The sequence below is a fragment of the Streptococcus sanguinis genome (assembly GCF_050222175.1).
In the GTDB taxonomy this organism is placed as follows: domain Bacteria; phylum Bacillota; class Bacilli; order Lactobacillales; family Streptococcaceae; genus Streptococcus; species Streptococcus sanguinis_M.
Genome location: NZ_CP071420.1, coordinates 2,154,384 through 2,181,341 on the forward strand (window position 1 = coordinate 2,154,384; position 26,958 = coordinate 2,181,341).

The following is a 26,958-nucleotide window of genomic DNA, read 5'->3' on the forward strand; positions in this document are numbered from 1 at the left end:
TGATAAAATCAATGTCCCATCAGTTTGTAAGCTTCATTTTTCAGTTCCTTGTCCGTCGCTAAAACGCCGCGCGCTGCTGTAGTAACCGTTGCAGTGCCAGGCTTTCTGACTCCGCGCATATTCATACACATATGCTCAGCTTCCACCCAGACCAAGGCTCCTTGAGCACCCAGATAGTCCATCAAGGCTTCAGCAATCTCTACGGTCAATCGCTCTTGAATCTGCGGTTTCTTGGCATAAACCTCAACCGTTCGGGCCAGCTTGGACAGGCCTGCTACTCGACCATTAGGCACATAGGCGATGTGAACCTTCCCGTAAAATGGCAGGAAGTGGTGCTCACACATGGAATGAAAGAAAATATCCTTCTCCACTACCATATTATTGTCAATGATCTCAAAAGACTTAGCCAGATGTTCCTCAGCAGTCTCACCCAGCCCAGCAAAGATTTCCTGGTACATTTTAGCAATGCGCTGTGGCGTCTCCTGCAAGCCTTCGCGGTTTCCATCTTCTCCAACCGCCTCAATAATCTGGGCAACAGCTGCTTCAATTTTCTTCGTGTCCATATATACTCCTATGTTCGTTTTTATTTTTTGATAATTGACTTGACTGAGAAGGACGCTCAGCAAAGTCTAACTTGCGATTCTCAAGGATTGATTTTCTAACCTGAGCCAGAAAATAAAGAGAACCCGTAATCAGCAAAAGCTCATCTGACTCATGCTCTACTGCTAAATAATCGGCCAAATAATCCGGCCATTCTTTGTAAGAGAGACCTTGCTGCTCAGCTAGGGCTTGCATGCTCTCTTTAGAAAAACTCCGCGGATCATCAAAGGCTGTCAAGCTTATAGCTGCTTTGGGAATCTTTTGCAGCAGCTCCACCATATCATCCAAGGCCTTAGTTTGGATACAAGTAAATAAAATGTGCTTCTTATAAGTCGGATAATGCTGGTCTAATGTCGCTGCCAACGACCGCAGGGCATGAGGATTATGGGCTCCATCCAAAAGGATGAGCGGCTGATCCGATATTCTTTCCAAACGCCCTGGCCATATAGCAGCAAGCAAAGCCCTCTCAACCTCTGCTTTTGTCAATAAGGGCAGCGACTGCAGCTGGCAGTATAGGTCACACAAGTGCAGAGCTAGGCCAGCATTGTCCGCCTGATGCAGTCCCATCAGAGCTGTTTGATACGAGTCTTTGGCCCGATAGGCATTCGAAAAGGAAAAGCGCTCCCCTTTCTCTGACTCTTGATGTTCCACTTGATAAGCTCGAAACCAAGAAAAGAGCGGAGCATCTTTTTCAGCAGCCTTTTGCTCGACTACTGCCAGAGCCTCTGGCTCCAACCTACCGGTCACAAGGGGAACTCCAGGCTTGATAATGCCAGCTTTCTGCTTGGCAATAGCCTCTAGACTGTCACCCAGCAAGGCCACATGATCCAGACCTACTGTCGTGATTGCAGTCAGCAAGGGCTGGCAGACATTGGTACTGTCCAAAAGCCCACCCATGCCGACCTCGACAATAGCCACATCCACCTGCTGCTGAGCAAAATAATCATAAGCCAGAGCAGTCACAATCTCAAACTCAGTCACCCCCTGCAAGCTAGAGTCTGCCGCATACTGGGCCAAAAGCTCTTGGTAAAGAGACAGTAATCGCTGAAGATCTTGGTCGGAAATCGCATTGCCATTAATGGCAATCTGCTCATTGTAGCTGACTAGGTAGGGAGAGGTGAAAGTGCCAACACGCAGGGCTCGCACCTCCAAAAGTTGGCGCAGATGGGCAATGGTTGAACCCTTGCCATTCGTCCCGGCGATATGAATGACTGGCAGCTGCAAATGCGGATTGCCCCGCAACTCCAGCAAACGCTCCATCCGCTCCAAGCCAAAATTGGGACTGGCTGTCCGATAGGCTTCCAGCCAACTTAAATCAGGTAATTCTTGTTTTTTCATCTTACTTATACTGACCTAGATTGAGATCTTCTGTCTGCTGTGCTAGACGAATAGCATCGCCAACAGCAGCAGCCATCCGATGCTTAGCCACTTCGTGCACTCTGACAACTTCAATGCCTCTGCTGGCCGCAAGGCTAGTCAGATGAGCTGAAGCTGTATCACGGTTTTCGAAGCCTTCCTGAGTCTCAGGATTGACCTCAAAGCCACTTTCTTCTAAGATACTAACGAGAAACCGCTTACGAGAAACCCCAAGAAAAATAGGAAAACTAGCCTGATGGAGACTATCCAGCTCCTGCAAAATGAGAAGATTCTCCCGCTTGGTCAAACCGAAACCAATCCCTGGATCCAGCATGATATTATCACGCGAAAGGCCAGCATTTTCGGCCACCTTCAAAGATTTCTCAAAACACTTCCACATTAGTTCTGCAATCGGCAGCTCTGCAAAAAGAGATAACTCTTCCTTTGTGAAGGCTGAACCAAAGCCAAATTCTGGGAAAATTTTTGAGCTGGCATGTTGAGGACGAGCCATCACTGGATTAAACATGACAATGACTGGCGCGCCATATTTCGCAGCCGTCTCTGCCATCTTTTCATCACCCAAAAGACCGGTAATATCGTTGATGATATCTGCACCCGCAGCCAAAGCCGCTGCAGCCACTTCCGACTTCCAAGTGTCCACAGAAATCACAATATCACTTTCCCGACGAATAGCTTCAATGACCGGCACCACCCGTTCTATCTCTTCTTGAATAGCCACAAAATGACTGCCTGGCCGAGTAGACTCACCACCAATATCCAGCATGTGAGCTCCCTCAGAAATCAGCTTTCTAGCCTGAGCCAATGCCGTCTCAACCGTATTGTAGCGCCCACCATCTGAAAAGGAATCCGGCGTCGCATTGATAATGCCACAGAGGCCCGTTCGGCCATTTGGAGCAATTGCTTTTAGATTCACCATTTGACTTTCATCTCATTTCTATCGGCTGTTCTGCTCTTCAACAAAAAAGGCACACTCATCTAGTGTACCGCAAAGCTCTCAGCAGATGCAGCATCCAGTCCTATGAACTGCACTCGACTTCACAAGAAGACCTCATCTAGCCCCTTGTTTCATTTACCATTTTACCATAATTCTTCTATTTGACAAAACACTTTCTAAAAGCAAAAGGGTAAAAGGCTGAGAATAATCATATTTCTGAGAATATGGGCCAGCATAGACAGCTCCAAACGCTGAAAATAAGGCCTGAGGAGATGGGCAAAGACTAGTCCCAAAAGCAGATAGGAAAGAAAACACAGAGTTTCCTGAAGATTTTTCGCAAGGGAAAAGCAGAGCAAACCTAGTGCAATCCCCCAGCTCTTCCGATAGCGAAGAGAGGAGTCACTGTCAATAAATTTCGGTGCTGCAGGGGATAAAACGGCGATGTCAATCCCCAGAAGCAAAAGTGAAGATGACAGAAAACTCTCCGTCAGCATCTGCTCCACCGCCTGTCCTGACTGCGCCTCCTTGCCACACAGCAGAAGAACCCCCGCAGCATTGACCAAAATCATCAAAAAATACAAGAAAAGCAAGTCTCGATAGTTTCTTGACTGACGCAGAGAACCTTTGATTTCCTGAAGTTCTCTGGAAAAATAAAAGGCACAACAAAAAAGCAATCCCAGTAAGCCCACCATAAAAAGCAGATTAGCCTGACTAAAGACCAAGCGATGAGGCATTGGATGAAGCATGAGCAGCAGTCCCGTCTGAGTCAACATAGCCAGTAGTAACAATTGAATGATTTTCTCTAGTTTCAGCATATTCTCTCCATTCTTCCCTTATCATTATAGAAGAAGTAAGAGCAAGCTGGGAGAAATCCCCTCAAATGTCCTAATTTGTGCCTCAAATGACAAAAAAAGCAGATATTCTCTGCTTTCCTACTTGTTCACCAAACCTGTCAGTATCATGATGAGTACTGCAACTCCATTTCTCAGCATGTGTGCCAAAATAGACATTTCCAAACGCTTAAATATGTAAGCAACAGCAGCTAAAACAGCACCCATACCTGCATAGATAACAAAACTGCCGATATTGGTCGGACCATGAAAAAGACCGAAAAGAATAACTCCTACAACCAATCCCCAAACATAATGCTTGGTAAAAATCTTCTGAGGAATCAAGCCACGAAAGACTACTTCCTCCAAGATAGGAGCCTGAATCACAGCACCTACCACTAATAAAATCTTGGGTACATGCTGAAATAAAGCATTCAAGGCATCCTGATTAGCAGTGGAAATAGCTTGACCTTCCAGCAGCATAATAATTGCTCCCAACATGTTGACCCCAATCATGACAACATTAGAAACAGCTAACCAACCAAACGAAGACCATTTGAAGAAGCTAAAGTCTAAACTCAGCAGTTCTTCTTGCTTAGCCATTCTCAGAACAAAAAAGATAATCAAAAGATACACCACCAGCACAAAGATAGTCTGTCCAACTGAAAAACTCTTCTCAGAAGACGTCATCTGTCGGATAAATATAAATGGTATCTGGCTGAGAAATAAGACAAACAGAGTCAGTAGAATGTACTCTAATTTTTTTAGAATCGCTTTCATATCTTCCTCCTTTTCCCTCCTAGTATAGCTCAATTTTCTCTTTTTGTATAGACAATTCTTAACTGCAAGCATTTTGTATATCAAGTATTGAGAACAAGTGCTGATAGTGACTATGAGATAGAATCGCTCAGTTTTTACAAGGCCAACAACCAAGAAAAGCCTTTCTTAAAGCTTACAAAAAGCCCAGTCAAACTGAGCTTTTGGATTTTCTTAATTTATTGATTTTTGAAACGCTCGACATCACGCGCGATGACCAATTCTTCGTCAGTCGGGATAACCAAGACTTTGACCTTAGCATCAGGACTGGAAATCACCCCTTCTGCACCACGCACATTCTTTTCTGGATCTACGTTACAGCCAAACCAAGAAATACCATTAATAACCAGTTCACGAATGGTCACAGAATTTTCACCAATTCCTGCGGTAAAGATGATAGCATCAGCTCCATTCAAGACAGCAAGATACTGACCAATGTATTTTTGAATCCGGTCCACAAAAATGTCATTAGCTAATTGAGCCTTGGCATCACCTGCCCGCATTGCTTCATGAATATCACGCATATCACTAGACTTTTCAGAAACTCCCAGCAGGCCTGACTCACGGTTCAAGACGCGGCTAATATCTTCCGGAGTATTAAAGTCATCTGTGTATTGCATCAGGTAAGGAATGATGGCAGGGTCGATATCCCCTGTACGCGTTCCCATCATGACACCGCCAAGTGGTGTGAATCCCATAGATGTATCTACAGAAACGCCTTTATCAACTGCTGTGATAGAAGCTCCGTTACCGATATGGCAAGTGATAAGCTTGAGTTCTTCAATCGGACGACCCAAAACTTTCGCAGCTTCCTTGGCTACATACTCATGGCTGGTACCGTGAGCTCCGTACTTGCGGACCTTGTTTTCAGTGTAATATTTAGTCGGAATCGGATAGCGATAAGCTTTTTCCGGCATAGTTGTATGGAAAGAGGTGTCAAAGACTACCACGCTGGTAATGTCTGGCAGAATTTCTCTAAAAGCACGGATGCCTGCAGCATTGGCTGGATTATGCAATGGAGCTAGAAGAGACAACTCCTCTACCTTTTGAATCACTTCTTCATCAACGAGGGCTGAATCCTTAAAGTGTTCACCGCCAGCCACAACACGATGGCCCACACCGGTAATTTCATCATAAGATTCAATGATATTAAAGCGTTTCAAATCATCCAGCAAAATTTTTACGGCCTGCGTGTGATCTGCAATATCAAGAACCTGCTTTTCTGAACGGCCATCAAATTTCACTGTTGAAATAGAATCCTTGAGACCAATCCGTTCCAGCAAGCCCTTAGCCAAGACCTTTTCTTCCGGCATCAAGTAGAGTTGCCATTTTAGGCTTGAACTTCCTGCATTAATAGAAATTGTTTTCGACATTTCTTCACCTCTTTAAGCGTTTTCAAAATCATTATATCAAAATTTTGTTTGAATTTCACTATCTTTGTACCAGTTTTGAAAACTTTGACGGAATTTAAACATTTCATCATGATCCTGCAAATCCCGCAGAGGATAGATAAAAGGCTGAATGTTATTCGCTTCTTGCTTCCTCAAGACAAAAAGAGTTTTAGCATGCTTGCTGCTTGAGAAAATAGATTCTGGTAAGGTTATCATCGCAATAAACTGAGCCTTGGCGAGGAGCCATTTTTTCAGCAGAGGAGCTTGAGCGCTGGTCAAGAGATCATTTGGCGCCAGAAATATAGCATAACCACCTGGCTTCAGATATTTGAGCGATTGCTCCATCAGAAGATGATGGGCATAAGTGTGCTCATCCGGACTAGCCACTTCATATCGGGAGGCGATACTGTCGTCTGGATAATAACCAACCGGTAAATCACTGATAATGATATCACTCTCTTTCAGAACCTGAGGTCGAACTGCATCCCCCTGAGCAAAGTGAGCCTTAGAATTCATAACCTCTGCAATACTAGCAGAAAGGTCAATTAATAAATCATCTAGCTCCAGACCTAAGTAGTCAATCTTCTTTTGGGTATGATTGAGAATAGTCTCAGCCAAATTTCCTGTTCCGCTGCCGATTTCTAATACATCAGCTTCCTCTCCGTGAGCTAGCTGGTCCAATAAGAAAGTAATCAGAAAACCAATTGTGTCAGGTGTGAATTGATGATTGACCTGCATGGGCTCCGTCTGGGCAGCCTTCATCAGGATAAACTGATAAGCTCTCCGCCACTCTTCCTTGTTCAAATGCAGAGCGCGGATTTTTTCATCGTTGGCCAGAACTTCTTGTAAATCCGTATCTCCATCTAGGTAAATGCCGTTCTGCTCAATCAGAGCATCGTAAAAATTAGTCGACAGAGCGTTTTGGATATTCTGGACGTTTTCGAGAATCAGAGTATAAGCTTGTTCTATCTTTTCAAAATTCATGGAATCCTCCGTTCATCCTATCATACCAAAAATAAGGAACCTTTCCAAGATATATAAAATTACAAAGATTTTACAGTTATATTAGTCCGACTTACCAGCTTTGTCCGAAACCGCTCTCTCCTTTTTGTCAGTTGCTTTCTTGTCTTCCTTAGCTTTATCCTCATCCTTCTTAGAAATGACAAAAGTAAAAGAATAGGAATGACCGCTGCTGAGCTGACTGCTGATTTCCAGTTCCTTCCCTTGCCTGCGATAGACAGCCTTGCCCTGCTCAAACTCCATCTCACCGCTATCATCCTTGGCTGTAGCTTTTGTCAGAACTGCCATTGCATAGGCTTCCGTCCTTTCCCTGTTGAAAAGCTGCAAACGCTGACTGCTGACTTGACGGTTGAGATAAAACTGCAGGAGCAGGCTAAAGACTGCGGCCATCAGCAGCGCATACAGTAAAATCCCAGCCTCAACTTTCTTCTTCCACACGATAGACGAACTCCCTCTCTAAGCCTTTTTCAAAGCGAAAATGAAGATGGACAAGCTTACCTTCCTGACGGATGTCAGCTGCTTCCAAACCATAAATCATCGGCTGGTAGCCTCGACCGCTCTTATCTGTTTTACGGAAATCATCGCCCTTGGATTTCCCTAGAGCCAAGTCCCTGCCATCCTGTCTGATGTAGATTTTGTTGTCTTCAACCTTATCAAATTGACTTCGCGAAAGCTCCGTCTCCAGTTGGTCGGCAAACAAAAGCCACTCTTGTTGTTGATTGTTCTCCTGCTGATGCAGTTCTGAAGATAAGAGCTGGGTCATAGCCTGAAAGACTAACACCCCGCCACTGAGAACCAGCAAGGCTACTAAAGCCTCCAAGAGAGTAAAGGCTTTGACTTTAAGGTTTTTGGACACGGATGACTACCTCCCCTTCGTGATAGACTAGCAGCTGCTTATCTGTCTTAAGCTGACGCACAGCAATTCCATTGATATGAAGCTCTTCTTGTCCTGTTTGCAGGGCCATACGAGCTACCCGAAGCACCTCTTCCTGCTGCAGAAGGATCTGCTGCTCTTTACGAGACTGGCTAATCTGTCCCAAAAGCAGACTGGCAATAGCCGCAAAAACTGCCATGGCCACCAGAGCTTCCAGCAGAATGCTAGCCTGAAGATGTCGTCTTTTTAAACTTTCCGTTGCCCATATAAAGCTGGTAAACAACTGTCCTGTCCTCCGTCTGAAAAATAATCTTGCTGAGTGATGAATTCCCACCAGCCCGGTCAAACAGAATGACCTGCTGCTCATGTTCCTGCAAAGTTTGCGGAAAATCCAGTTCTTGATAGCCATTGGAAATCTGCCGTCCTGAAATCTCCAGAGAAAGCTTCTCATGCCCAGCTAAGCTCAGCCTCTGCGTCTCCTGATAGAGCCGCTCAAATTCTAAAAAGAAGAGTTGCTCTTGAACCTGATTGAAGCCAGCCCTCACCGATCCAGATAATCCTAGTAGTAGAAAACTAACAACAAAAAGAACGAGGAGACTTTCCAGCAGGGTAAAAGCCTTAATTGGCAACCGCTTGAGTTTCGCCACTGTGTTTTCCATAGTAAGCCTTATATGAATCTGCCTGCTTCTGGCTGATATTTCCTGCGCTGACTAGCTTGCTCAGGCTAGCCTTTTCATTGGTATTCTTCAGTTCATAAAGCTCCGCCTGGCTTTCTACCACCTTGACCACCGCTGCAGTTCCTGTATCTGAAACAGCATCTTTTTGCTTGGTCAAATTAGGAACAAAGAGCAGCAAGAGAACGCTGATAACCAGCAAGACAATCAGCATTTCCACAAGGGTGAATGCTTGAACTTTTAAGGTGTTAAGTTTTTTCATTATAAATGAACCTCCATATTCTGATAAATGGGCAAGAGCATTGCCGCATAGAGTAAAACAATCACTAAGGCAACAAAAATAAATACGAGGGGCTGAATGAAATTCATGGCCCGATTGATACGTAGGAAAAATTCCTCCCAGGTCTTTTCGGCATAGACTTCCAGTTCGCTACCTAACTTGGACTTGACCTCACCATACTCAATCATCAAAGACAATTCTTTCTTAAAGAATGGATAGCTAGCCACCTTGTCCGCATAGCCTTGACCAGCTTGCAAAGCGGCAGCCATGTCTGCTCCGATCTCCTGAAAGAGTTGGGACGGTTGATCCTGCATAATCGCAAAAATCTGACTCAGTTCCAAGCCCTGACCAATCATATTTCCCCATTCACGAGCATAATAAGCAGTCAAGTAGGCCTGGACCAAACGTCCAATAAAAGGCAGAGCTGCTAGTTTGCTGAAAAAACGAATCTTTGATGACTTTCGATAGTAAAAGAGAGCCACTGAAACCAAGACAGCTAAAGCAAGGCTGCTCCACAAAAAGATCTGAGGCAGGTGATTAATCAGCCGAGTAGCTAGATTCTGGCTGTCCAATTGAGGCAGAAGATAGTTGCGCAATCCCAGCATGATAAGGACCAAAAAGCCCAGCAGCATGAGAGGATAGGTCCCCACCTCTATCAATTTTTTCTTAACCTTGGATAGATTTTCCAGATAGGCCTCAATTTTGCCTAGACTTAGAGTCAGATTGCCATGCAGCTCAGATAAGGACAGCTGGGTTACAACACTGTCAGAAAATCCCAGCCGACTGACAATCTCTGAAAAGGACTGACCAGCTGACAAGCCTGCCCGCATTTCTGCCACATAAGCCTCCTCCAGCAAGGCACTTCGCCTCAGAAAGTCTACAATCTCTGCTAAGTGAAAACCGCTGCTGAAGAGATTATGAAAGAGCTCAATAATCTTTTTTTGCTTAGGCGTAGACAATTTTTTCGGTCTGCCTTTGCTCAGCACTGATATGTCCTTCTGCAAAAAGCTGATCAATCTGCTGATTCCAGACTGCGGCTTCGTGCTCTTGATAATTTTGACTGACAAAATCAACGACACCTCCTCCCCCAATTAAACGCTGGTAACAAACACCTTGTAGCACCATTCTTAGCTCGTCCTCACTAACGCCCAATTCCAAAAGTCGCTCATAGACACCTCGAACACTCTTAGCATGAATCGTTGAAAAGACCGTAGCTCCAGTCAAACTTGCCCGAACCACTGCTCTAGCTGTCTCTCTATCACGGATTTCCCCTATAATCAAGAGATCCGGCCGATGTCGCAGAGACAGCTTAATCAGACTATCATAAGTCATGCCAATAGTTTCGTTCAGCTGCAGCTGCAGCATAGCCTCTTGCTTAATCTCAACCGGATCTTCAATTGACATGACTTGCTGACCAGAAAATTTAAGCTGAGCCAAATGGTACATCAAAGTCGTCTTGCCACTGCCGACTGGACCCGAGAAAAGATAGAGACCGCGAGCCTGAATTTTCTTGCGTAGCTCCGGCAATTGCTCAAACCAAAAGCGTAGCTCCCTGTCTTCATCATGCAGAAGTCGGATGACCAGACTTTCAAAACCACGGTAATCACCAACTGTTGACAGCCGGATTGAAACCTTGGCTTCCTCACAGTCATAATCGCAAGACCCCAGCTGACTGCGGCGCTTCTCTCCAACATTCATACCTGCGACAAACTTAAAGTGGCTGATAACCGCTGACAGAAGCTCAAAATCATAAGCCTTTATAAAGCGACGTTCATCACCAATCCTCATATAAAGCTCATAGCAGGTAGTCTTAGGAATGAGGTAAATATCCTGCGCCCCTTCTTTTCGAGCCTGCCTAATCATCTCTTTTGCGATTTCTTGAACCATACATCCTCCTCACCTTACTATTCGCAAAAAATCCAGAAAAAGAAAAAAACAGCGGAAGAAACTTAACTTCTAACAAGTTAGGTCTCTTCTGCTGCTCTATTATCAGATTTGCAAAATATATTCTGTCGATTTAAAGAGGCTTAGCGGATTTTAGTTTAGTTGAGCAAGCTCGGTGCTTTTCAAGACCGTTCTGCTTAGTATAGCCCGGGCGGTATTTGCTTTTAGGAATCTTGCACTCATTCTCCAGCAAAAACAGAGAGTGGTATTGCTGAACATTCTCATCGCACTCCTCGCACCAGCGCTGATCCTCCGGATCCCAAAAAATTGTCATCAAATCACTGCGGCTCTTATACAAAGGTGACTGGTCTGCCATTTGCAGCCAACGGCTTTTATAATATTTAAGGGCTTGATAATAATCATCGAAGTGCTTCTTTGCAACGACATCTTCTTCCCAGCCATCCAGGAACCACCACGGTTCATAGTCCCCGTACATCTCAATTACACAATACATACTCGTCCTCTCTTTGTACCGTATATTATATATGAATTCTTTGACGAACAAAACTATTTTGCTCAAAATCAGAAAACAAGAACTTTATTGGAACAGAGACAAGCACATCGCTCTTCATAATATGAAGAGTAACCTCATGGATAGTGTTCTTAACCATGCGAACAAATAGTGTCGGACCATTTGAACATATGACAGACTTCTCAACATCTAGAAACTGAGTAAGTCCTGATTTAACATAAACACAGGCTTTCTATTTTAACGGTTTGTGAAATAAACCTCAATCTTTTTATTCAAAAAAGGTGAGACAAATGTCATTTTGTCCCACCCTATTGTCTGCATGATCTTAAGCAAAATTTTCATCTTGCTTGTTTCTGCATTATAAAGTTTCTAAAGCAATCATTGTAGTCACAGCTGCGTCATAGTAATTGTCTGACGGCAAACCTTGCATGAAGAGATATTTATTCTGCTGAACTAATTTGCGGAATTCAATGTTGTTATTAGCCGCATAGAATACTGGAGCAGTAAAGCTGCCAGCCTGATTGCTATTGAGAGCCTTGCCTTTCAGATTATAACCAGCATAAATCTTTTCTTGATTGAGGAAGAAGTTCAACATCTTCTTCAGCATTTTTTGACTTTTTTCATCCTTGCTTTGAGCCAGGTTGTAAGGGAGGCGGCAAGCGTTATAAGAATAATAGCCATCATTTGCAGACTCTACTGTATCAGGCTCAGCAGCCCGAACTTTGTCACCCTCAACCCAGATAAAGTCTGGTATCAAACCAGTCTTGTTATCAGCGCTGATTGCTTCAAGTTTGCTGAGCATATTATCTCGGATTGTCAGCCACTGCTTATCTTTGGTCAACTCATAGAAAGCCTGGAACTGTTGCGGCAAGGTATCAGAAGTCCGCATGAGATTATAAAATTTCGATTCTGCATTTGCCCAGTTCCCAACCGTCAAAACGCCATTGCTTTCATTATAGTTATAAGCCAAGACATCTTTCAGAATAGCCTGAGCCTGAGCTTGGTATTCTTTAGCCTTGTCCGGCCACTGTTTAGCCGCCTGAATCAAAGCATAGGCAATGTAGAGATCGCCGTCTGTAGCATTGTTTTCGTCTTCATGATTGCTCTTCCCGTCCTTAATCGTCTGCTTCCAAGACATGAGTTGGGTATCTTTCAGACGATGAGCTAGATAATATTGGTAGAGCTTTTCAAAATCAGAAGAACTGGCATCGCCTTGCTTAGCTGCATCCACAGCAATCACCATGCCATAACCCTGTGCCTCAGACAGCACAACATCTTCAGTCTTACTGTTTGTCGTCCTAATATAAGACAATTTGTCCTTGGTTACGACATATTCTTTAGACCATTGGCTGTATATCTTCTTTTTGATATTAGGAGTACTGCCCATGCGGGTGTACAAGAGGATACTAGCCAAGACAGCCAGAATTATCACAAACCAAATAAATCTTAATCTTGTTCTTTTCACACTTTCTCCTAACCTGCAAATCGTTTTGTTTTAACCCACTTGGTTTCTTTCCGCTTCAAAATCTTGTCCAAGATAACAGATCCTACTGCATCTAAAGAGACAACGATAAAGAGCTGAGAGTAAGTCAAATAGGACACAAGGGCCAGCCAAATCTGTTTGGTTGTCGCCTGTCCAAACTGAGAAGCCAGGGCGATATTGATCTGCAAAAGATAAAGCAAAATCATCAGAAGCCAGTTAAAGAGCATCAGCTGGACGATATAGATATTCTGAGCATCAAAAGCGAAAGGAATCCGCACATCCGGGATAAAGAGCTGGGTAATCATCGCCGCTACATTGGCAAAGAAAACCAAGTCAGATAAGACAATCGCCAGATTGAACCAGAAGAAGATACAAGAATAATTAAACACTTCCAGTTTCACGCGCCAGTTACCGCCGCTAAAGAGATGCTTGAAGTTGTCAATAACCACCTCGTAATTTCCCTTAGCCCAGCGCTTACGCTGCAAGTAGTAGGACTTGAGGGTCTCAGGTTCTTGCTGGAAAGCCTCTGAGTTATAAGCCAAGGCAATCAGCTTGCCGCTCTGCATAATCTTAAAGGAAATTTCCGTGTCCTCTGTCAAGGCACCGTTTTTCCAACCACCAATACTCTTAACAAACTCCGTGTTAATCAAGAAGTTCGTACCTGGAATCCGTCCAATCTTGAAGAGATGCCACATACCTACGTGGTAAACACGCTGAGTCACAACGATTTCTTGGTTGATACAGCGAGTCAGGAAGTTCTGGTTGGCATTGCGGGTCTTATTGCGTCCAAAGGAAGCAACGTGACGTTCTGGATCTTCTAAGACTTTCTTGACTAGGAAGTAGAGGGCATTCTTTTCTGGCATGGCATCCGCATCATAGACACAGATATATTCACCTTTGGCCATCTTCAGGGCATCATTCAGCACCCCTGCCTTACCTCCCGTACCAGTACGATCTGTAATTATAACATTGCGTCCAGCATACTCAGGCATCGCCTGTACTTTCAGCATTTCCTGATAGGTATCGTCCGAGCAGTTGTCCGCAAAGAGCAGCACTTCCACTCGGTCATGAGGATAGTCCAAATCCAGAATGGCCTTAGTTGTCTGAGCGATAACCACATCTTCATTGTGGGCTGGGACAACGACTGTAACCATAGGATAATGTTCCAATGGGCTGGTATCCACGTTGAAGTCACTGCGTTTCATCCAGAAATGCACGGAAGAGCATAGAATAACCAAAGCCCAAGCCAGAGACATCCAGATGGAGAACAGAGTGACAATCATAATAAGTTGACTAATCATGACGAGTCACCGCCCTAAAATTTTTATTGACCCGATTGTAAATAACCAGATAATAAATGAAGAGGACCAAAAAGCTAATAGCAAAAAAGATACTTAGCACCATAGAGATGATAAAAAATACTTCTGTTAAAGACATGTGTTTACCTCCTAGTATTCTACGATAATGTCGGTTTCAAGCTGACGCTCCAGATTGCTCAAAGCGTCATCAAAATTATGGAATTTGTCAATGTTTTGAGCGTTCAATTTTAAACTGCCGGACTGAAACTGAATTTTTTGGTCAGTTTTCTTATTCTCAAAGTGCATCATCGTTAAATCGTCACGCACTTTCTCTTGGAAATATTCCTTGACTTCCTGATCCAGATCTTCTACCAGAACGAGAAAGTTACCATTGGATACATAGTAAACTGTTTCTACATTCTGGAAGTCCCAGTTAAGCAGTCGTAAAATTCTCTTGAGCATCCGCTTGTACTCCCGAGAGTGAATTTGATAAAAATGATGATTGTGTGCCCAATGGACCAGCAAAGCCTGAAAGGCTGGAGCTTGTTTCTGATTTACTTTCTGAACCATTTCTTCATAAGCCTCAGCAGCATCTTCACTGTCATCCTGCACTAATCCCAAGCGCTGATGGAGATAGAAATTCACTCGGCTGGTCAGCCAAGCGCTGACAGGGAAGACGTAAAGCAAGAAGAGAACCTGATTGTCCGGTAGATAGGTTACATCAAAGAGCAAGATTAAAGTTGCGATAACCACACCCAGAATCATAGCCCATGTCACCAAGAGATCAGATAGGACAAAGACACTAAAAATACCTAATAAAATCAGCGCGATTCCGATATAAAATATGTTAGCTGCAAAATTCCAACTGTAGAAAAGAATTAGTCCAATTGCCAGTACAAAGACGGCTAATGATTTTTCTAGTCCTTTTTTCCTAAACATTCTTTACTCCTGTCTTAAATTCTTCCGGCCTAGCCGTCTGCTTAAAATAGTGGGCAATAGCTTGAGCAATCCGCTCAGAAGCCTTACCGTCACCATACGGATTGCTGGCTTGGGCCATTTCCTGATAAAGTGACTCATCTGTCAGCAGGGCTTCCATTGCCTCTGCTACTGCTTGAGTTTCTGTACCGACCAGCTTCAAGGTGCCGGCTTCAACTCCTTCTGGTCTCTCTGTTGTATCACGAAGTACCAGTACAGGCTTACCTAAGGAAGGTGCTTCCTCTTGTACTCCGCCTGAGTCTGACATGATGAAGTAGCTTTTAGCTGCGATATTATGGAAATCCAACACGTCTAAAGGCTCAATCAGATGAATTTTCTCATTGTCACTCAGAATTTCTCTAGCCGCTTCCTGAACCGCTGGGCTCAGGTGAACGGGATAGACAATTTCCACATCATCATGGGCATCTACAATCTGCCGTAGAGTTCGAAAGACTCTCCTCATCGGCTCACCTTGATTTTCCCGGCGATGCATGGTCACCAAAATCATCTTGCGAGCTGGATCAATACGGTCAAGCACCTCGTGCTGATAATCAGCCTGGACGGTCAGCTTGAGAGCGTCGATAGCTGTATTTCCTGTCACAAAAACTGTTTCTGCTGGATGGTTTTCCTTGAGCAAGTTAGCCTTACTCTGTTCTGTTGGTGCAAAATACAAGTCGGTCAAAGAGTCGGTCATCTGACGATTCATTTCTTCTGGGAAAGGAGAGTATTTATTCCAAGTCCGCAACCCAGCTTCTACGTGGCCGATACGAACTTGATTATAAAACGCTGCAAGACTAGCTGCAAAGGTCGTTGTCGTATCACCGTGCACCAGCATAATATCTGGCTTGTTTTCCTTTAAGATATCATCTAGCTTATGCAGGATCTTGACAGTAATATCTGTCAGGGTTTGATTCTTCCCCATAATATCCAAATCATAGTCAGGCTTAATCTTAAAAGTTTCAAGTACCTGATCCAACATCTGACGATGCTGAGCAGTCACAACTGTTGTCGTCTCAAACAAGTCTGCCTGCTTCTTCAGTTCAATAACCAGTGGAGCCATCTTAATTGCTTCTGGACGAGTTCCAAAAACAACCATTACCTTAATTTTCTTCATTTTTCCTCACCAAAAATCAACATTGTTATATTAACTTTTTACTAAAAAATGTTTGTTTTAAGTAACCTTAGTTATTTTACCATCAAGCGTTTCAATAATCAAAGCATGAACTATTATTTTATACTTTCTTAATAGTAATTTACATGTTGGTAACTTATTTAAGATTATTTTAATTTTCTTAACTTAACTGTAACTTAAAATTACTGAAATTTTTCGGTTTTCTCAAAAAAATAAATAAAAAGGAAAGAACTTATAGGCTTAAAGTCCTGTTTTATGCAGAATTTCTTGGTTTTTGCCTATATTTTTTAATATTTATTCATTGTAATAAAATATTATTCTATTTGTAATCTAATTGTTTTCTATTCTTTATATTTCAAAATCCTCCCTTCATGAATGAGCTGGCTAGATAAATGCCAGCTACTGTTCTCTACAATCTTCGACCACTACCATTAAAACCAACCTCCTCTTTTTTTAAATTTCAAACCTGCCTCTCCTACTATTTTAGGATTTTTAAAATAGTATAACCTAGCGCTATCATACTACAAAAAACCAGCTACCTCCCTGATTAAAAATAAATATGGCATCTTGCATCATAGAAAAACTGAAATAGAAAATCTCGAGTGTTTCTTCTATAGTTGTTTATCCATAAAGGAGAGCTTAAAAACAACTTTCTAAGTATATTATAGGATGGTATTTAGTAGCTAGCAAGAAATTATCGGCTACAACAAAAAATCCCTCCCGAAAATCGGGAGGGAAAGTTCTTTATTTAAGAACAATATTTTCTTCAGTTTCAAATCCACCTGGCAGTTCTGTCACTTCGTCGATAATTTCAACTTCATTAACAGCCTGAGGCTCTAAATTGCGATAGCGGGCCATACCAGTACCAGCTGGGATAATCTTACCGATGATAACATTTTCCTTGAGTCCGAGCAGGTGGTCTTTCTTACCACGGATAGCAGCATCTGTCAAGACACGAGTTGTTTCCTGGAAGGAAGCTGCAGACAAGAAGCTGTTTGTCTCAAGGGAAGCCTTAGTGATTCCCATGAGGACTGGACGAGCTGTCGCAGGCACACCACCTGAGATAACCACATCACGGTTAGCATCTGTAAAGTCTGTGATATCCATGAGAGTTCCCATAAGAAGATCTGTATCTCCTGGATCCATGACGCGCACCTTGCGAATCATTTGACGAACCATTACCTCGATGTGTTTGTCACCGATTTCTACCCCTTGGCTACGGTAAACTTTTTGTACTTCAGCAAGCAGGTAAGTTTCAACAGACAAGACATCACGGACAGCTAGCAAGTGCTTAGGTTGGATAGAACCTTCAGTCAAGGCAGCACCACGAGAGACTTGGTCACCCACTTCAACCTTCATGCGGGCTGTAAATGGTACCACATATTCACCTTCGCCAGTTTGGCCTTTAACAAAGACCTTCTTGGTACGAGTAGATGCATCTTCTTCGATAGCAGTAACTTCACCCTTGACTTCAGTGATGACCGCTTCCCCTTTCGGATTGCGGGCTTCAAAGATTTCTTGGACACGAGGGAGACCTTGCGTGATATCGGTATTAGAGGCAACACCACCCGTGTGGAAGGTACGCATGGTCAGCTGTGTACCAGGTTCCCCGATAGATTGAGCAGCGATGGTTCCGACTGCTTCACCGACTTCAACCGCATCACCCGTTGCCAAGTTGATACCGTAACAGTGACGACAGACACCGTGGCGGGTGTTACATGTAAAGACGGAGCGGATTGTCACTTCTTCAACACCAGCATTAACGATTTCACGTGCCTTGTCTTCGGTGATCAATTCATTTGGACCAATAATGACAGCACCAGTTTCTGGATGTTTAACTGTTTTCTTAGTGTAACGACCATTTAGGCGCTCTTCCAGAGACTCGATCATTTCCTTGCCTTCTGTGATAGAAGTGATGAGCAAGCCGCGATCTGTACCACAGTCATCTTCACGGATAATCACATCTTGGGCAACGTCAACCAGACGACGAGTCAGGTAACCTGAGTCGGCAGTCTTAAGGGCCGTATCGGTCATACCCTTACGAGCACCGTGGGTAGAGAAGAACATTTCCAGAACGGACAGCCCTTCACGGAAGTTAGACAAGATTGGCAATTCCATGATACGTCCATTTGGCGCAGCCATCAGACCACGCATACCGGCCAATTGAGAGAAGTTAGAGATGTTACCCCGGGCTCCAGAGTCCATCATCATAACGATAGGGTTCTTCGGATCCTGGTTGGCAACCAGACGTTTTTCCAATTTCTCACGAGCTGCCCGCCACTCAGCAGTAACTGCATTGTAGCGTTCGTCATCAGTAATCATACCGCGGCGGAATTGTTTAGTAATTTGTTCAACACGCTTATGGGATTCTTCAATAATCTCAGCCTTGTCTTCGACAACTGGGATATCAGCGATACCTACTGTCAGACCAGCCAAAGTAGAATGGTGATAACCCAAGTTCTTCAAGCGGTCAAGAAGAGCAGATGTTTCTGTTGTACGGAAGCGTTTAAAGATTTCCGCAATGATATTACCAAGATTTTTCTTCTTAAACGGAACATTGATCTCAAGCTGCTCAATAACTTCCTTGATGTCTTGTCCTGACTCCAAGAAGTACTTAGCTGGCACACCTTCTGTCAAGTTAGCATTAGTCGGCTCTTGCAAGTAAGGCAATTCCTCTGGCATAATCGCGTTAAAGAGAATTTTACCAACAGTTGTAATCAAAATCTTATGCTTCTGGTCTTCAGTCCAAGGTTTATTAAGACTGTCCGTTGCGATACCAACACGAGTATGCAAGTGAACATAGCCATTACGGAGGGCCATGACCGCCTCATCCATATCCTTGAAAATCATGCCTTCGCCTTCGCGGCCAGCCTCTTCCATGGTCAGGTAGTAGTTCCCCAAGACCATATCCTGAGATGGTGTTACAACTGGCTTACCATCTTTCGGATTCAAGATGTGCTCAGCAGCCAGCATGAGGATACGAGCTTCAGCTTGGGCTTCCTCTGACAATGGTACGTGGATGGCCATTTGGTCACCGTCAAAGTCAGCATTGTAGGCTTCACAGACCAGCGGATGCAAACGAAGAGCTTTACCATCAATCAGAACTGGCTCGAAGGCCTGAATTCCCAGACGGTGAAGGGTCGGTGCGCGGTTAAGAAGCACTGGGTGTTCCTTGATCACTTCTTCCAGAATATCCCAGATACGCTCGTCTCCACGCTCTACCAAGCGTTTGGCAGCTTTAACGTTCTGCACGATATCGCGAGCAACGATTTCCCGCATCACAAACGGCTTGAAGAGTTCAATCGCCATTTCACGCGGCACACCACATTGATACATTTTCAATGTAGGACCAACAGCGATAACGGAACGACCTGAGAAGTCAACCCGTTTACCCAGCAAGTTTTGACGGAAACGCCCTTGTTTTCCTTTGAGCATGTGGCTCAGAGACTTAAGTGGACGGCTGCCTGGTCCTGTAATCGGACGGCCCCGACGACCATTATCAATCAAAGCGTCAACCGCTTCTTGAAGCATCCGCTTCTCATTTTGAACGATGATACCAGGGGCGTTGAGTTCAAGCAAACGAGCCAAACGGTTGTTCCGGTTGATAACCCGGCGATAGAGATCATTGAGGTCAGAAGCCGCAAAACGACCACCATCCAGCTGAACCATCGGACGCAAATCTGGCGGAATAACCGGCAGGATATTGAGAACCATCCATTCTGGCTTATTGCCAGACTTGTAGAAAGCATCCAAGACGTCCAAACGACGGACAGCCTTGATCCGTTTTTGACCTGAAGCAGTTTTCAATTCTTCTTTTAGGACAGCAATCTCAGCTTCCAAGTCCACTTGTTTCAAGAGATCTTGAATAGCTTCTGCTCCCATTTTGGCTACAAATGAGCCTGCGCCGTACTCGCGTAAACGCTCACGGTACTCACGCTCCGTCATGATTGACTTGTGCTCTAGCGGTGTATCCTTAGGATCAATCACCACATAAGCCGCAAAATAAATGACTTCTTCCAGGGCACGTGGGCTCATATCCAAAGTGAGTCCCATGCGGCTTGGAATTCCTTTAAAGTACCAAATATGTGAAACAGGTGCCTTCAATTCGATATGACCCATGCGCTCACGGCGAACCTTGGCGCGGGTTACTTCAACACCACAGCGGTCACAGACGATTCCTTTGTAACGAATCCGTTTGTACTTACCACAGGCACATTCCCAGTCCTTTGTTGGACCGAAGATCACTTCGTCAAAAAGGCCTTCGCGTTCTGGTTTCAGGGTTCGGTAATTGATTGTTTCAGGTTTCTTCACTTCCCCATAAGACCATGAACGGACCTTGTTAGGAGAAGCTAGGGTGATTTGCATACTTTTAAAACGATTTACATCAACCACTATTTCTTACCTTTCTTCATTTTCTAATCAGTGTGTATTCTTATTCTTTTCCTTCAGCCTCAAAAGCTGCTTTCGCTTCTTGAGCTGCTTTTTCACGCGCTTTTTCAAGATCGTCAACGTGAATCACATCATCATCTTCACCTTCGTCTAGGTCACGCAGTTCTACTTCATTGTCATCTTCATCGAGAACGCGCATGTCCAGACCAAGAGATTGCAATTCTTTGACAAGAACGCGGAAGGATTCTGGCACACCTGGTTTTGGAATTGGTTTCCCTTTGGTAATAGCTTCATAAGCCTTCAAACGTCCATTGACATCATCTGACTTGTAAGTCAAGATTTCTTGCAGAACGTTAGAAGCACCGTAAGCTTCCAAGGCCCAAACTTCCATCTCACCAAAACGTTGTCCACCAAACTGAGCTTTACCTCCAAGCGGCTGTTGGGTAACCATTGAGTAAGGACCTACTGAGCGGGCATGGAGTTTGTCATCTACCATGTGGTGGAGCTTGATCATGTACATGACACCGACAGATACACGGTTGTCAAACGGCTCACCGGTACGTCCGTCATAGAGAATAGTCTTGGCATCACTATCCATACCAGCTTCGCGCACTGTATCCCAGAGATCTTCTGAGCTTGCTCCATCAAAGACTGGAGTTGCAATATGGATGCCCAAGTTACGTGCTGCCATACCAAGGTGAAGCTCCATAACCTGACCAATGTTCATACGAGATGGTACCCCGAGTGGATTCAACATGATATCAACTGGTGTTCCATCTGGCAAGTAAGGCATGTCTTCCACAGGAACGATACGGGATACAACCCCCTTGTTTCCGTGACGACCAGCCATCTTATCTCCGACCTTAATCTTACGTTTTTGAGCGATGTAGACGCGAACCAGCATATTAACGCCAGATTGCAGTTCATCACCATTAGCACGGGTAAAGATCTTCACGTCACGAACCACTCCGTCGGCACCGTGTGGCACACGCAGAGAGGTATCGCGGACTTCACGAGACTTGTCTCCGAAGATAGCGTGCAAGAGACGTTCCTCAGCAGAAAGATCTTTTTCACCCTTAGGGGTAACTTTACCTACTAAGATGTCGCCTTCCTTGACTTCCGCCCCAATGCGGATAATCCCCATTTCGTCCAGATTGCGTAGGGCATCTTCCCCTACGTTTGGAATTTCGCGGGTAATTTCTTCTGGGCCAAGCTTGGTGTCGCGAGTTTCTGATTCGTATTCTTCCAAGTGAACAGAGGTGTAGACATCGTCTTTCACCAGACGCTCACTCATGATAACCGCATCCTCGAAGTTGTAACCTTCCCATGTCATGTAGGCAACGATTGGGTTTTGTCCCAGGGCCATTTCTCCATTTTCCATAGAAGGTCCGTCAGCGATAAAGTCGCCTTTTTCAACGACATCGCCAACTTTTACCAAGGTACGTTGGTTGTAAGCAGTTCCTGAGTTCGAACGGCGGAATTTTTGAATTTGGTAAACATCAAGAGAACCATCTTCACGGCGGACTTCAACCTTGTCTGCATCCGCATAGGTAACCTTACCATCATGCTGAGCAATAACCGCTGCACCAGAGTCGTGGGCAGCTTGGTATTCCATACCAGTACCAACATAAGGTGCTTTTGGATCAATCAAAGGCACAGCCTGACGCTGCATGTTGGCACCCATGAGAGCACGGTTGGAGTCGTCATTTTCTAAGAAAGGAATACATGCTGTCGCTACGGCAACTACCTGCTTAGGCGATACATCCATGTAGTCTACTTGGTCTGATGGGAATTCTTGGTTATTACCTTGGTGGCGTCCCATAACGATAGGCTCTGCAAAGCCACCTTTTTCATTCAGCTTAGAGTTGGCCTGCGCTACGATAAATTCATCTTCCTCATCAGCTGTCAACCAAACGATTTCGTTGGTTACCACGCCAGCTTCACGGTCTACCTTACGGTAAGGAGTCTGAATAAATCCGTATTTGTTAAGGTGTCCATAAGAAGACAAGTTATTGATCAAACCAATGTTTGGTCCTTCAGGCGTTTCAATCGGACACATACGACCGTAGTGAGTATAGTGCACGTCCCGCACTTCATAACCAGCGCGGTCACGTGTCAAACCACCGGGTCCCAAGGCAGACAGACGACGCTTATGAGAAAGCTCAGACAGTGGATTGTGTTGATCCATGAACTGTGACAACTGTGAAGAACCAAAGAATTCTTTAATGGCTGCAGTTACTGGACGGATATTAATGATTTGCTGTGGAGTCAATACTTCATTATCCTGAACAGACATCCGTTCACGGACATTACGCTCCATCCGAGAAAGTCCAAGACGGACTTGGTTAGCCAAAAGCTCACCAACAGCACGAATACGACGGTTCCCCAAGTGGTCAATATCGTCCACACGACCAATACCTTCAGCCAAGTTGAGGAAGTAGCTCATCTCAGCCAAGATGTCAGCTGGTGTTACAATCCGTACCTTGTCAGAAGGATTTGCGTTACCAATGATAGTCACAACGCGGTCTGGATCAGTTGGTGCCACAACCTTGAACTTCTGCAATTCTACAGGGTCTGTCAAGACAGCTGAGTCGTTTGGAATATAAGTGATTTTATTCAAACCATTGTCCAGCTGCTCTGCAATGCTGTCAATGACACTGCGGGTCATAACTGTACCAGCTTCAACCAAGATTTCTCCTGTTTCAGCATCTACCAATGGCTCTGCAATGGTTTGGTTCAGCAAGCGTGTCTTGACGCTGAGTTTCTTATTAATCTTGTAACGACCAACTGCTGCCAAGTCATAACGATGCGGATCAAAGAAACGCGCTTCAAGAAGGGAACGAGAACTTTCAGCCGTCTTAGGCTCTCCTGGACGAAGACGCTCATAGATTTCTTTCAGAGCTTCATCTGTACGGGAGTCCATTGGGTTCTTGTGGATATCTTTTTCGATGGTATTGCGTACCAAGTCGCTGTCACCAAAGATGTCCAAGATCTCATCATCTCCTGAGAAACCAAGCGCACGCACCAGAGTGGTAAAAGGAATCTTCCGTGTCCGGTCAATACGAGTGTAGGCAATGTCTTTTGAGTCTGTTTCCAACTCTAACCAAGCTCCGCGGTTAGGAATAACCGTTGAACCGTAGCCAACTTTTCCGTTTTTGTCAACTTTATCGTTAAAATAAACCCCTGGAGAACGCACCAACTGGGATACGATAATCCGCTCACCACCATTGATGATGAAGGTTCCCATTTCAGTCATGATTGGGAAATCGCCAAAGAAGACTTCCTGAGTCTTGATTTCACCAGTTTCCTTGTTAATCAGACGGAAGGTTACAAAGATTGGCGCTGAGTAGCTGGCATCGTGGATACGTGCTTCTTCCAGCGTATATTTAGGCTCACGGATTTCATAGCCAACAAATTCCAATTCCATGGTGTCGGTAAAGTTTGAAATAGGAAGTACATCTTCAAAGACTTCCTTCAGACCATGATCCAAGAAATCTTGGAACGAATCCGTTTGGATTTCAATCAAATTTGGTAAATCAAGAACTTCCTTAATTCTTGAAAAACTACGACGGGTACGGTGTTTACCGTATCGAACTTCATGTCCTGCCAAGTTTTTACTCCTTTATGATAAGATACTAAGCCCTTGATAAAGCGAGAAGAAGCATATCTTTACCTCACGCTTTTTAGAGCGAGTTCTGTGAAATGTTTTCAGAGAAAAATCCTCTGTCATTTACAACGCTGCAAAACAGCCACAATCAGTCCCTTTTGTTTAATTTTCAGAAAAATTAAATTATGATTACGTAACCCGTTTTTCCTAAAAATAGGCACAAAAAGAGCAGCTAAATCTGACTTATTCAAGTTTGATTTAACTGCTGTAAGCTTCTATTTGGACAATATTTCAAATAAAGCACACGACAAATTATTGTTATCATTATACCTTATTTAGCTAGAAATTGCAAGGATTTCATCCGCTTTCTGAAAAGTTAAAAACTGTTCTTGATGCGCTAGTTCCCCTGCCGATTATTGTTAGAATTGGAACTTGAATTAGAATTAGAGGTAGAACCGCCCAGTATAGCTGACCAAGCCTTCTGATAATCCGCATCTGATGCCCCGATACCAAACCGGTAGGTCGTGGTCGGAGCACCGTTTTTAGCCCAATAGCTAGGCACTGTCGGACCGCTGAGATTAACAGAGCGGCCGTTTACCGTTACTGTACCTGGCTTTTCCCCTGTGGACTTGAGTACATCAGACTTAATCACACTCGGATCAAGAGTGAACTTATCACCAACACCCCAGGCATTCGGATCTGCCTGATAGATAGCATCTGCCATATAGGCCATGTAGGAAGCGTTATTGTTATAACCAGTCAACGCCGCCATAGAGCTATTATCATCATGACCAATCCAGCCTCCCAGAGTCATCTTAGGAGTAGAAAGCATCAGCCACATATCACCGTTGGTGTTGGTCGTTCCAGTCTTACCAATCCAATCGGCTCCAGCCAAGGTTCCATTGACCTGACTGATTCTGGATTTGTAGGTCGTAGTAGCCCCAGAATTGATAACTCCCCGCATGAGCTCCTGCATAATCGTAGCAGCTGCTGGACTGTAAATCTGAACAGGATTGGCCTTATGCTGGTAAATCACCTTGCCATCTCGGTCTGTGATTTTTTCAACCATGTATTTTTTCTGGTAGGTTCCATTATTAGCCAAGGTTTGGAAACCATTGGTGTGCTGAGCTACAGATACTTCGATCCCGCCGCCCATTGGGAGACTCTCAATGCTGTAGTCATCGATGTAATAGCCCATTTTTTCCATATAGCCACGGACATTGACACCTTTTTCGCGTAATCCGCGGTAAGTCCAATAAGCCGGGATATTCCAAGAAGTATTGAGCGCTTCTTGCAGGTCCATCATGGCTGTACCACGGCTGTCCACGTGCATAATCGGGTCACCGCTTGAAAAGTTAGTCGGATAGTTAGAAAGAACGCTGGCACTGCCCATCAGGCCTTGGTCAATAGCAATCCCATAAGCCAAAATCGGCTTAATAGTCGAACCCGGTGAGCGTTCCGTATCAAAGGCGTGATTGTTCTGATTAGAAGCATAATCTCTGCCTCCGACAAAGCCAATCACAGCACCGGTTTTATTATCCAAGAGGACATTTCCCACTTCAATTGCACCAGTTCCGTCGTCCAAGACGCCGCCATAGTTCGCTACTGCATTTTGCATAGCAGTGTGGATGTTCTTGTTAATCGTGGTGGTGACAGTATAGCCGCCATCGCTCAGTTCTTTAGCAGCCAATTCCTTGTAGGCCTTGACAGTATCATTGTTTTTCAGCTCTTGCTGGGAAACATTGTCCCGCTGGATCAAGTACTCGTACATGGTCTGCTGGGCTTCTTCAATCGCTGTGTAGTAAAGGTAGCCATGCGAAGATTTTTCCGAGCTTTCAGAAGGCTTGAAATCCTTGGTCAGGTCGTAGTCCTTGTACTCCTTGTACTCTTTCTCGCTTAGCTGGCCCGTCCGATACATATTATAGAGCACATCCTTGGCACGTTCCAAGCCCAGAGCCATATCTCCTGCACTCTTGAGACTACCATCCGCAGCATAAGGCGAATAAACAATCGGACTCTGTGGCAAGCCGGCAATAAAAGCGGACTGGGGCACTGTCAAATCCTTAGCAGAGACACCAAAAATCCCTTGAGCAGCTTCTTCCACACCGGCGATATTCTGCCCCTTATTGTTGCGCCCAAAAGGCGAAACGTTCAAGTAAGTCGTCAAAATATCATCCTTAGACATGTAGCGCTCCAAAGCCAGCGCATCAACAATCTCCGCCGCTTTCCGCTTGAAGGTCGGCGCATCGCCCACCACCTGCTGCTTGATCAACTGCTGGGTAATGGTTGACCCCCCGCTAGACGAGCCAACTCCAACAACTGAACCGAGCGTAGCCCGAAGCACAGCCTTGGGCACCACTCCGTTATGCGTTTCAAAGTTCTCATCCTCTGTAGCGATAACGGCTTTTTTAACATTTTCAGAGATGGCGTCACTCTTAACTGGGATGCGGAGCAAATCATTGTCCACTTCTGCAATCAAACTGCCATCGGCATAGGTAAGCTTAGAAATACCAGAGATATTATTCACCTGCTTGACCAGCTCTTCCTGCTTGGGCACTTCCACCTTACTGAAAAGACTAGCTGCATAGCCTATCCCAATCCCAGCACCGATTACGCCACCGAAGAAGATAAACACAAAAGCCATATTCATCAGAAGTTTAAAAGTCCGCAAGAAAACAGCAAAAACATCACTGATAGACCAGCCGTTGTTACCACTGCCGATTTTCTTGCTCCATTCTGGAAGATGTATTTTTTTGATAAACTGCTGGGCTTTTCCCCAGAACTCTTTTAATTTCTCTATTAATTGTTCCAAGTTTGATTCTCCTTGTTATCTTCCCATTATACCAAATATCTATGATTTAT

At 44.5% G+C, this 26,958-nt stretch carries 23 protein-coding genes; all 23 read right to left on the bottom strand.

Annotation, left to right across the window (positions count from 1 at the left end):
- Window positions 1-8: 8 nt before the first annotated feature.
- The 23 genes from folE to pbp1b all read right to left on the bottom strand — a co-directional run bounded on the left by folE (window position 9) and on the right by pbp1b (window position 26,908).
- Window positions 9-563 (bottom strand): GTP cyclohydrolase I FolE, encoded by a 555-nt coding sequence (gene folE / locus J1C91_RS10590; RefSeq protein ID WP_002910836.1) that lies wholly within the window; start codon window positions 561-563, stop codon window positions 9-11.
- Complete coding sequence (locus tag J1C91_RS10595) at window positions 544-1,938, bottom strand: bifunctional folylpolyglutamate synthase/dihydrofolate synthase (protein ID WP_002910838.1); 1,395 nt, start codon at window positions 1,936-1,938, stop codon at window positions 544-546. Before J1C91_RS10595 ends, folE begins: the two co-directional genes overlap by 20 nt.
- Window position 1,939: 1 nt before the next feature.
- Window positions 1,940-2,893: a dihydropteroate synthase gene (gene folP / locus J1C91_RS10600; protein WP_002910840.1), complete on the bottom strand. Its 954-nt coding sequence runs from the start codon at window positions 2,891-2,893 to the stop codon at window positions 1,940-1,942.
- A gap of 194 nt (window positions 2,894-3,087) precedes the next feature.
- Window positions 3,088-3,726, bottom strand: coding sequence for a hypothetical protein (locus J1C91_RS10605; RefSeq protein ID WP_002910842.1), 639 nt, complete (start codon window positions 3,724-3,726; stop codon window positions 3,088-3,090).
- Window positions 3,727-3,843: 117 nt separating this feature from the next.
- The gene (locus tag J1C91_RS10610; protein WP_002910845.1) at window positions 3,844-4,593 is read right to left on the bottom strand and encodes a CPBP family intramembrane glutamic endopeptidase; all 750 of its coding nucleotides are present in this window, start codon (window positions 4,591-4,593) and stop codon (window positions 3,844-3,846) included.
- Between the two features lie 143 nt (window positions 4,594-4,736).
- Window positions 4,737-5,930, bottom strand: a complete 1,194-nt coding sequence (locus J1C91_RS10615; RefSeq protein ID WP_002901705.1) for an acetate kinase — start codon at window positions 5,928-5,930, stop codon at window positions 4,737-4,739.
- Between the two features lie 36 nt (window positions 5,931-5,966).
- Complete coding sequence (locus J1C91_RS10620) at window positions 5,967-6,932, bottom strand: class I SAM-dependent methyltransferase (protein ID WP_002910847.1); 966 nt, start codon at window positions 6,930-6,932, stop codon at window positions 5,967-5,969.
- A gap of 81 nt (window positions 6,933-7,013) precedes the next feature.
- Complete coding sequence (gene comGG / locus J1C91_RS10625; protein WP_002910848.1) at window positions 7,014-7,406, bottom strand: competence type IV pilus minor pilin ComGG; 393 nt, start codon at window positions 7,404-7,406, stop codon at window positions 7,014-7,016.
- Window positions 7,387-7,824, bottom strand: coding sequence for a competence type IV pilus minor pilin ComGF (gene comGF / locus J1C91_RS10630; RefSeq protein WP_002910850.1), 438 nt, complete (start codon window positions 7,822-7,824; stop codon window positions 7,387-7,389). The genes comGG and comGF overlap by 20 nt, the downstream gene beginning before the upstream one ends.
- Window positions 7,808-8,041, bottom strand: a complete 234-nt coding sequence (gene comGE / locus J1C91_RS10635) for a competence type IV pilus minor pilin ComGE (protein WP_002910851.1) — start codon at window positions 8,039-8,041, stop codon at window positions 7,808-7,810. The genes comGF and comGE overlap by 17 nt, the downstream gene beginning before the upstream one ends.
- A 25-nt stretch (window positions 8,042-8,066) precedes the next feature.
- Window positions 8,067-8,501, bottom strand: a complete 435-nt coding sequence (comGD, locus tag J1C91_RS10640) for a competence type IV pilus minor pilin ComGD (protein WP_002910852.1) — start codon at window positions 8,499-8,501, stop codon at window positions 8,067-8,069.
- The gene (gene comGC, locus J1C91_RS10645) at window positions 8,461-8,778 is read right to left on the bottom strand and encodes a competence type IV pilus major pilin ComGC (RefSeq protein WP_002896769.1); all 318 of its coding nucleotides are present in this window, start codon (window positions 8,776-8,778) and stop codon (window positions 8,461-8,463) included. Before comGC ends, comGD begins: the two co-directional genes overlap by 41 nt.
- Window positions 8,778-9,812 (bottom strand): competence type IV pilus assembly protein ComGB, encoded by a 1,035-nt coding sequence (gene comGB, locus J1C91_RS10650; RefSeq protein ID WP_260468941.1) that lies wholly within the window; start codon window positions 9,810-9,812, stop codon window positions 8,778-8,780. The genes comGC and comGB overlap by 1 nt, the downstream gene beginning before the upstream one ends.
- A complete protein-coding gene (gene comGA, locus J1C91_RS10655; RefSeq protein WP_002910854.1) occupies window positions 9,742-10,683 on the bottom strand; it encodes a competence type IV pilus ATPase ComGA in 942 nt (313 codons plus the stop codon). The genes comGB and comGA overlap by 71 nt, the downstream gene beginning before the upstream one ends.
- A 130-nt stretch (window positions 10,684-10,813) precedes the next feature.
- On the bottom strand, window positions 10,814-11,194 hold the full coding sequence (locus J1C91_RS10660; protein ID WP_002910855.1) for a DUF1033 family protein: 381 nt from the start codon (window positions 11,192-11,194) through the stop codon (window positions 10,814-10,816).
- Window positions 11,195-11,570: 376 nt separating this feature from the next.
- Entirely contained in the window at window positions 11,571-12,677 is a 1,107-nt protein-coding gene (locus tag J1C91_RS10665; RefSeq protein ID WP_002910858.1) for a glycosyl hydrolase family 8, read from the bottom strand.
- Window positions 12,678-12,685: 8 nt separating this feature from the next.
- Entirely contained in the window at window positions 12,686-13,996 is a 1,311-nt protein-coding gene (locus tag J1C91_RS10670) for a glycosyltransferase family 2 protein (protein WP_002910859.1), read from the bottom strand.
- Window positions 13,989-14,132, bottom strand: a complete 144-nt coding sequence (locus J1C91_RS10675; RefSeq protein ID WP_002896778.1) for a hypothetical protein — start codon at window positions 14,130-14,132, stop codon at window positions 13,989-13,991. The genes J1C91_RS10670 and J1C91_RS10675 overlap by 8 nt, the downstream gene beginning before the upstream one ends.
- An 11-nt stretch (window positions 14,133-14,143) precedes the next feature.
- On the bottom strand, window positions 14,144-14,932 hold the full coding sequence (locus tag J1C91_RS10680) for a hypothetical protein (protein WP_002896779.1): 789 nt from the start codon (window positions 14,930-14,932) through the stop codon (window positions 14,144-14,146).
- Entirely contained in the window at window positions 14,925-16,082 is a 1,158-nt protein-coding gene (wecB, locus tag J1C91_RS10685; RefSeq protein ID WP_002910860.1) for a non-hydrolyzing UDP-N-acetylglucosamine 2-epimerase, read from the bottom strand. The genes J1C91_RS10680 and wecB overlap by 8 nt, the downstream gene beginning before the upstream one ends.
- Window positions 16,083-16,844: 762 nt before the next feature.
- Window positions 16,845-20,492 (bottom strand): DNA-directed RNA polymerase subunit beta', encoded by a 3,648-nt coding sequence (rpoC, locus tag J1C91_RS10690; protein WP_002907455.1) that lies wholly within the window; start codon window positions 20,490-20,492, stop codon window positions 16,845-16,847.
- Window positions 20,493-20,532: 40 nt separating this feature from the next.
- Window positions 20,533-24,099, bottom strand: coding sequence for a DNA-directed RNA polymerase subunit beta (rpoB, locus tag J1C91_RS10695; protein ID WP_002919872.1), 3,567 nt, complete (start codon window positions 24,097-24,099; stop codon window positions 20,533-20,535).
- Window positions 24,100-24,493: 394 nt separating this feature from the next.
- Window positions 24,494-26,908 carry a penicillin-binding protein PBP1B gene (gene pbp1b / locus J1C91_RS10700; protein ID WP_002919874.1) on the bottom strand — a complete coding sequence of 805 codons (2,415 nt, stop codon included), beginning with the start codon at window positions 26,906-26,908 and terminating at the stop codon, window positions 24,494-24,496.
- Between the last annotated feature and the right edge of the window lie 50 nt (window positions 26,909-26,958).

Bases quoted from the DNA above. Each gene is read 5' to 3' on its own strand.
- comGD (WP_002910852.1), bottom strand. From the start codon at position 8,501: ATGGAAAACACAGTGGCGAAACTCAAGCGGTTGCCAATTAAGGCTTTT.
- J1C91_RS10675 (WP_002896778.1), bottom strand. From the start codon at position 14,132: ATGTCTTTAACAGAAGTATTTTTTATCATCTCTATGGTGCTAAGTATC.
- J1C91_RS10595 (WP_002910838.1), bottom strand. From the start codon at position 1,938: ATGAAAAAACAAGAATTACCTGATTTAAGTTGGCTGGAAGCCTATCGG.
- J1C91_RS10615 (WP_002901705.1), bottom strand. From the start codon at position 5,930: ATGTCGAAAACAATTTCTATTAATGCAGGAAGTTCAAGCCTAAAATGG.
- J1C91_RS10660 (WP_002910855.1), bottom strand. From the start codon at position 11,194: ATGTATTGTGTAATTGAGATGTACGGGGACTATGAACCGTGGTGGTTC.
- comGA (WP_002910854.1), bottom strand. From the start codon at position 10,683: ATGGTTCAAGAAATCGCAAAAGAGATGATTAGGCAGGCTCGAAAAGAA.
- comGE (WP_002910851.1), bottom strand. From the start codon at position 8,041: ATGGCAGTTTTTGCGGCTATTGCCAGTCTGCTTTTGGGACAGATTAGC.
- folP (WP_002910840.1), bottom strand. From the start codon at position 2,893: ATGGTGAATCTAAAAGCAATTGCTCCAAATGGCCGAACGGGCCTCTGT.
- J1C91_RS10680 (WP_002896779.1), bottom strand. From the start codon at position 14,932: ATGTTTAGGAAAAAAGGACTAGAAAAATCATTAGCCGTCTTTGTACTG.
- J1C91_RS10620 (WP_002910847.1), bottom strand. From the start codon at position 6,932: ATGAATTTTGAAAAGATAGAACAAGCTTATACTCTGATTCTCGAAAAC.
- J1C91_RS10610 (WP_002910845.1), bottom strand. From the start codon at position 4,593: ATGCTTGCAGTTAAGAATTGTCTATACAAAAAGAGAAAATTGAGCTAT.
- wecB (WP_002910860.1), bottom strand. From the start codon at position 16,082: ATGAAGAAAATTAAGGTAATGGTTGTTTTTGGAACTCGTCCAGAAGCA.
- comGC (WP_002896769.1), bottom strand. From the start codon at position 8,778: ATGAAAAAACTTAACACCTTAAAAGTTCAAGCATTCACCCTTGTGGAA.
- J1C91_RS10670 (WP_002910859.1), bottom strand. From the start codon at position 13,996: ATGATTAGTCAACTTATTATGATTGTCACTCTGTTCTCCATCTGGATG.
- folE (WP_002910836.1), bottom strand. From the start codon at position 563: ATGGACACGAAGAAAATTGAAGCAGCTGTTGCCCAGATTATTGAGGCG.
- J1C91_RS10605 (WP_002910842.1), bottom strand. From the start codon at position 3,726: ATGCTGAAACTAGAGAAAATCATTCAATTGTTACTACTGGCTATGTTG.